Source organism: Streptomyces niveiscabiei (assembly GCF_001419795.1).
Taxonomy (GTDB): domain Bacteria; phylum Actinomycetota; class Actinomycetes; order Streptomycetales; family Streptomycetaceae; genus Streptomyces; species Streptomyces niveiscabiei.
In genome coordinates this window covers 1-6,591 of the sequence record NZ_LIRL01001208.1, presented here as the reverse complement: position 1 = coordinate 6,591, position 6,591 = coordinate 1, and the positions used below count along the sequence as shown (strand labels likewise).

Sequence of the window (6,591 nt, the reverse complement as noted above, 5' to 3'; positions counted from 1 at the left end):
GGGAAGACTCGGCTGTTGGAGGAGGCTGCGGCCGAGGCGGGGCGGCTGGGGGTGGTTGCCGTGTGGGGTACCTGTCTGGAGGGGGACGGGACGCCGGCGATGTGGGTGTGGGAGCAGGTACTTGGGCGGCTTGTTCGGGCTTTGCCCGCTCTGGCAGGGGAAACGTGGCTCACCGGCGTCCTCGGGAGCCTTCTTGCCGCGCAGGACGGCATGCCACGGGAGGTGCCCGATGGGAATGCGCGGTTCCGGTTGTTCGAGCAGGTCGTCGGCCTCGTTGGAGAGGCCTCGGCGCTGCGGCCGGTCCTCCTTGTGCTGGACGACCTTCAGTGGGCCGATGCCACCTCCCTGCTTTTGCTGCGGCATCTGGCGGAGCGGCTGCCTCGGGGGACCGTGGTCATCGGGGCGTTGCGCGACCGTGCGCCTGCGGTCGGACCGGAGCTTTCGCGGACGCTGGCCGCTGCCGGCCGCCTGCCGGGTCATCGGAGGCTGCGGCTCGGCCCGCTGGGTCGGGCCGATGTGGCCGAGCTGGTCCGGCACGAGGTCGGCCAGGACCCCGGCGACGCCGTCGCCGGTGCCATTCATGCCCGTACTTCCGGCAACCCGTTCTTCGTCCTCGAACTGTCCCGGCTGCTCAGCAGGGACGGCGCGCTCGGCGACGGCGACCTGTCCACGGCCGGGGTCCCCTCCACCGTCCACGACGTCGTCCGCGACCGGATGGCCGGGCTCGACGACGGTGCCCGCGACCTGCTGCACATGGCCGCGCTCATCGGCCGCGACGTCGACCTCAGGCTGCTGTCCCGGGCCGGCGGCGTGGATGTCGCGGACTGCCTGCGGCACCTGGAGCCGCTGCGGACGCTGGGCCTGCTCGAACCGGCGCCGCACGACCGGTCCGCGCTCCGCTTCGCCCACGACCTGGTGCGCGAGTCGGTCTCCGGCACCGCGACGGAGCAGCGGGCCGCGCACATGCATCTGCGTGTCGCGGACGCGCTCGAAGAGACCCACGCCGACGACGAGTGCGCCGCCGAACGCCTCGCCCACCACCTGTGGGCGGCGGGCCCTCTCGCCGAGCCCGACCGCACCGCGCGTGCGGTCATCCACGCCGGGCGCCGCGCGGCGGCCAAGCTCGCCTTCGAGTCCGCCGGCCGGCTGCTGCGTGCCGCCGTCCAGGCCACCCGGGCCTCCGGGCTGATGGAGCTGGAGTTCTCCGCGCTCACGCTCCTCGCGATCGTCGTCCGGCGCGAGGCGGGCTACGACGCCTCGACCTTCGACCTGCTGGAGCGCGCCGAGTACCTGGCCGACGCCCTCGGCCGGGAGTCGGAGGCCGCCGACTTCCTGTTCATCCGCCTGGTCGGTGCCCACACCTCCCTGGAGAACGGCCGGGGACAGCTGGCCCGCCGCATGCGCGACCTGGGCCGGACGTCCGACGACCCGGTCGTCGTCCGCTACGGCCGGCTGGCCTGGGGCCTGCACCAGTGGGACATCGGCGCCATCGGCGAGGCGCACCGGTCCTTCACCGAGGCGGAGACCGACGCCGACGCCCCGGGCCGGGAGACACCGATGAGGCGCGACGGCCTCACCATCAGGGAAGGGCCCTTCATGCGGGCGGCCATGACCGCGCTGCGCGGCGACGTCGGCGCGGCGCTGGCCTGCGTCGGCACGGGGGACCCCGCGGAGGACCCGTACGCGGCGTCGGTCCGGGTCTACTACACGACCATGATCGCCGCCATGGCCGGGGACGCTGAGGCCGCACGGCGGGCCGGCGAGCGGTGGGCCGCCGCCGGCCTCGACCGGCTGCGCACCCAGCGGGACCACTACATCCGGCAGGGCTGGTGCTGGGGGCGCGCCCTCACCGGCGATGACCCGGCCGGCGCAGCGGCCGAGGCGGAGGCACTGCTCGCCGCCCACCTGCTCGATCCGCCGCAGTGGGGCCTCACCCACCACTACGTGCTGATCGCCGAGATGTGGCTGGCGGCCGGGTCGCCCGACCGGGCCGCCGCAGCGCTCGACCGGGCCGACCGGACCCTGCGGGACCACGGCCAGCGGTACGCCGAAGGGCTGCTCCTGCTGGTGCGGGCACGCCTGCTCCAGGCCCGCGGCGCCCCCCTCGCCGCGGTCCGCGCCACCGCCGAACAGGCCCGCGCGCGAGCCACCGCGAGCGAGGCGCACCTGTTCGCGCGCCGCGCCGAACGCTTCCTCTCGGAGTCCGCGGACACCGCGTGACCGCCCGCTGATCCGGCGCGCTGGACGACGACGGAACCACCCGTGAACCGGCCCGGGAGACGCCCGACCGGCGTTCAGCGCCCGTCCAGTGGCCGTTTCTACGCTGAGCCGCGATCACCACCGGACACCGAAGGGCATACCGTCATGACGACAACTCGCCGGGGGCTGCTGGCCGGATCCGCCGCCGTCGCACTGGGCGCCGCACTCGACGCGCCCGCCGCACAGGCACACACCGCAGGCGGACGCGGGCCCACCGTCGTCCTCGTGCACGGCGCGTTCGCCGACGCCTCCGGCTGGAACGGCGTCGCCTCCCGCCTCGTCCGCGCCGGCCACCCGGTCATCGCCCCGCCCAACCCGCTGCGCGGCGTGGCCGCCGACTCCGCCTACCTGGCCGGCATCCTCGCGACCCTCGCCGGCCCGCTTGTCCTCGTCGCGCACTCCTACGGCGGGATGGTCGTCACGAACGCCGCGACCGGCAACCCGAACGTGAAGGCGCTGGTGTACGTCGACGCCTTCGTACCCGACGAGGGGGAGACGCTGCTGGGCCTCCAGACGGCGTACCCGGGAAGCCTGCTCGACGAGACGGCACTGGACTTCCGCCCCTACGGAGAGGGCCTCGTCGACGCCTACATCAAGAAGGAACGCTTCCACGACGTGTTCGCCGGGGACCTGCCGAGGGCGGCCACCCACCTGATGTGGGCCGGTCAGCGGCCCGCCGACACGCGCGCCCTCGGGGAGCCGTCCGGCGCGCCGGCCTGGCGGAGCGTCCCGTCCTGGTACCTCGTGGGCCGCGACGACCGGGTGCTGCCCCCGGCGGCCCAGCGGTTCATGGCACGCCGGGCCGGCGCGCGCACCGTCGAGACCGACGCCTCGCACGTCGCGATGACCGCCCGGCCCGCCGAGACCGCGGCCCTCGTCGCGCGCGCCGCGCGCTGACACCGCCGCGACCCCTCCGCCGACGACGAGACGAGGCAGGACCATGCATCAGCGTGCCTACGGCGGCCAGTGCGCCGCCGAGGAGAAGCGGCACACCTCAGCGAAGTCGCCCATCAGGAACCCGAGACCGACACTGTTCGCCCTGGCGCTGGGCACCTTCGCGATCGGCGCCGGCGAGTTCGGCAGCAACGGCGTCATCCAGTTGTTCGCGGCCGACCTCGGCGTGTCCGTCCCGGTCGCGACCTACGCGATCACCGCGTACGCGGTCGGCGTGATGATCGGCTCCCCGGTGATCACCCTGCTCGCGGCCCGGGTCAACCGGCGCACGCTGCTGCTCGGTCTGATCGGGCTGTTCCTGCTCGGCAACGGGCTCTCGGCGCTGGCGCCGGACATCGTGACGTTCGTCGCCTGCCGGTTCGTCACGGGCAGCGTGCAGGGCGCGTTCTTCGGCGCCGGAGCCGTCGTCGCCGCGTACGTGTACGGGCCGGGCAAGGGCGGCAAGGCGTTCGCCACCGTGATGGGCGGGCTCACCCTCGCCACCATCGCCGGGTCGCCGCTCGGCACCTTCGTCGGCCAGCACGCCGGCTGGCGCGCCCTGTACGGGACCGTCGTCGCCGTCGGCCTGCTCGCCGGAGCCGCCCTGCTGGCCTGGCTGCCGCGCACCGACGACCTGCGCGGCAGCTCCCTCACGGGCGAACTGGGCGGGCTGCGGCGGCGGGGCGTCTGGTCGACGGTCGCCGTCGCCGCGCTCGGCATCTCCAGCATCTTCGCCGTCTACACGTTCATCGGACCGTTCGTCACCGACGCGGCGCTGCGGGACGCCTCGCTCATCCCGGTCGCGCTCGCCGTCTTCGGGCTGGGCATGGCGGCCGGCAACCACGCCGGGGGGCGGGTCGCCGACCGGTACGCGCACCGCGGTCTGGTCCGGGGCTACGGCGGCACGCTGGTGTTCCTGGTGCTGATCGGGGTGGCGGGCGACCGGCTGGCGGTCCTGCTGCCCTGCCTGTTCGGGGTGGGCGCGGCCATGATGTTCGCGATCCCCACCATCCAGGTCCGGCTGACCGCGCTCGCCCCGGACGCCCCGACCTTGATGGGGACGCTCAACCTGGCCGCCCTCAACCTGGCCAACTGCCTCGGCGCGGTCGGCGGCGCGGTCGCCCTCGACGCCGGCTGGGGGACCCTGTCCACCGTCTGGGCCGGCTTCGTGCTCACCACCGCCGGTCTGCTCCTGTACGTCACGACCGTCGGCCGGGTGAGGCCGGCGCCCGCTCTGGCCGGCGCCTGAACGTCCGCCAGGAGGGGGTGCCGGGGTCAGACGCCGAGGCGGCGGCCCAAGGGGGCGCGGGTGAGGATCAGGGTGAGGCCGACGGACAGGGTGATCAGGCCCAGGGTCAGGAAGTAGGCCGGGGACGGGGTCTCGTCGCCGGAGGCCTTGAGGGCGTTGCCGCCGAGGCCGCCGCCCAGGGCGCCGGCCAGCCAGAAGAGGCCGACCATCTGGCTCACGAAGGTCGCGGGGGCGATGGCCGTCGTGGCGCTCATGCCCACCGGGGCGAAGGCGACCTCGCCGGCCGCCAGGAGGAGGAACGCCGCCACCAGCCACCACGGGGAGACCGGGCCCGACGCCGACTGCCAGGCCGCCAGGGACATCACCGCGTACGACAGGGCCGTGCAGATCATGCCGATGCCGAATTTGACGGCCGTGTTCAGGCGGTCGCCCGCGCGTTTCCAGAGGGCGGCGAACAGGGGGGCCGTCAGGAGGACGAAGAGCGGGGTCGCCGACTGGAACCAGCTCGTGGGGATCGTGAAGCCGCCGACCGTGCGGTCCGTGGACTCCTTGGCGAAGAGCGAGAAGACCGAGCCGCCCTGGAGGAACATCGCCCAGAACAGGGCGGAGGCGAGGAAGAGCCAGATGTAGGTCTTCACGCGGATGCGTTCGGCGGGGGTCAGCAGGGGGTTGCGCAGGAGGCGCCAGAAGAAGACGGCCGGGACCACGACCGTCGACAGGCCGATCAGGGCCATGACATGGACGATGCGGAAGGTGCCGAGCGCCGCGTCCGTGCCGTACAGGACGGTCACCGCGGCCAGGCAGGCCAGCGTGCGGCGCAGGACGCGGGTGCGCTGGGCCGGGGTCGCCGCGCGGGACGGGGCGGCGCCCGTGTCGCCGAAGTGCCGGGTGCCCCGGACGTACTGGAGGAGGCCCAGGGCCATGCCGACGGCCGCGAGGCCGAAGCCCAGGTGCCAGTCGACGGTCTCGCCCACCGCGCCGACCAGGACCGGGGCGGCGAGGGCGCTCACCTGGACGCTCATGTAGAAGACCGCGAACCCGGCGTCGCGGGCCGCGCGGTCGCCGGGGGCGTAGAACGCGCTCAGCAGGTTCGCCATGTTCGGCTTCAGGAGGCCGGTGCCCGCGGCGATCAGGAGGAGGCCGGGGTAGAAGAGGACATGGCCCGGTACCGCCATCGACACGTGGCCGCAGGCGATCAGGACACCGCCGTACAGGACCGCCCTCGACGCGCCGAACAGGCGGTCGCCCAGCCAGCCGCCCGGGACCGAGCACAGGAACACGGACGCCATGTACAGGCCGAACAGCAGGGTCGCGTCGCTGTCCGAGAGGCCCAGGCCGCCGGCCGCGGTCTCCTCCGTCGCGTACAGGACGAGGATGGCCGTCATGCCGTAGAAACTGAACCGCTCCCAGATGTCCGTGCCGAACAGCGTCGTGAACCAGCGGGGCCAGCCGAGCGGGCCCGGTCTGCCGGTCGGTCGCTGGAGGACGGTCGGTTTCGCCGGGGCGGTCATGGCTCCTCCAAGGAGACGGGGAGGAGAGGCTGACGCCAGGGGGTCCAAGGGCGGTGGAGTCCGGCTCGAAGGGTGCGCTTCGAGCGGGTGTCGAGGCGCGGTCCGCAGACTTGGCGCCCCCGATCAGGAGGTGGCCCCGATGCCGGATTCCCTTCCCTTCCGCGTGATGCTCCGCATGGAGACCGTGCCAGGACTCGGCGCCGAGTTCGAGAAGGTCTGGGAGGAGGTGGGCGCCGGGATCGCCGGGTGGCCGGGCAATCTGGCGCAGTCGCTGGCGCGGTCCGTGGACGAGGAGGACGTCTACTACGTCGTCACCGACTGGGCCGACGCGGCGAGCTTCCACCGCTTCGAGCACAGCGCGGAACACGTCACCAACCGCCGCCGCCTCCAGCCGTACCGGCGCGGCGGCGAAATGCGGCTCACCCAGACGGTGTGCGCGCTGCGGGGGAGCGGGGCGTAGGCGTCCGCCGGGTACGGCGACGGGGTGCCGCGGCCCTCACCGGTCGGCACCCCGGCGCCCTCGTCGACGCCGGGGTGGGCGAAGGGGGCGTCGGGCCGGGGGCCCAGTCCAGCGGCGGATGCCCGCGTGGGCGCGGGGCAGGGCGAGTCCGAGGGCGCGGCGTTCCCGGAGGGCGAAGC

At 74.2% G+C, this 6,591-nt stretch carries 5 protein-coding genes; 4 read left to right on the top strand and 1 reads right to left on the bottom strand.

Annotated elements, in window-relative coordinates; all coding sequences use genetic code 11:
* The 3 genes from AOK24_RS42120 to AOK24_RS42110 all read left to right on the top strand — a co-directional run.
* Nucleotides 1-2,220: ATP-binding protein (locus AOK24_RS42120; protein WP_055725155.1), on the top strand; the 2,220-nt coding region annotated here is incomplete at its 5' end.
* A 144-nt stretch (nt 2,221-2,364) separates the two neighbouring features.
* Nucleotides 2,365-3,156 (top strand): alpha/beta fold hydrolase, encoded by a 792-nt coding sequence (locus tag AOK24_RS42115; RefSeq protein WP_055725154.1) that lies wholly within the window; start codon nt 2,365-2,367, stop codon nt 3,154-3,156.
* A gap of 43 nt (nt 3,157-3,199) precedes the next feature.
* Nucleotides 3,200-4,441, top strand: coding sequence for an MFS transporter (locus tag AOK24_RS42110; RefSeq protein ID WP_055725153.1), 1,242 nt, complete (start codon nt 3,200-3,202; stop codon nt 4,439-4,441).
* Between the two features lie 26 nt (nt 4,442-4,467).
* Here the strand turns inward: AOK24_RS42110 and AOK24_RS42105 are convergent, their stop codons facing one another.
* Entirely contained in the window at nt 4,468-5,952 is a 1,485-nt protein-coding gene (locus AOK24_RS42105; protein ID WP_055725152.1) for a peptide MFS transporter, read from the bottom strand.
* A 139-nt stretch (nt 5,953-6,091) separates the two neighbouring features.
* Between AOK24_RS42105 and AOK24_RS42100 the strand changes: the two genes are divergently transcribed.
* Nucleotides 6,092-6,412: an antibiotic biosynthesis monooxygenase family protein gene (locus tag AOK24_RS42100; RefSeq protein WP_055725151.1), complete on the top strand. Its 321-nt coding sequence runs from the start codon at nt 6,092-6,094 to the stop codon at nt 6,410-6,412.
* Nucleotides 6,413-6,591 lie beyond the last annotated feature (179 nt).

Bases quoted from the DNA above. Each gene is read 5' to 3' on its own strand.
- AOK24_RS42115 (WP_055725154.1), top strand. From the start codon at position 2,365: ATGACGACAACTCGCCGGGGGCTGCTGGCCGGATCCGCCGCCGTCGCA.
- AOK24_RS42110 (WP_055725153.1), top strand. From the start codon at position 3,200: ATGCATCAGCGTGCCTACGGCGGCCAGTGCGCCGCCGAGGAGAAGCGG.
- AOK24_RS42105 (WP_055725152.1), bottom strand. From the start codon at position 5,952: ATGACCGCCCCGGCGAAACCGACCGTCCTCCAGCGACCGACCGGCAGA.
- AOK24_RS42100 (WP_055725151.1), top strand. From the start codon at position 6,092: ATGCCGGATTCCCTTCCCTTCCGCGTGATGCTCCGCATGGAGACCGTG.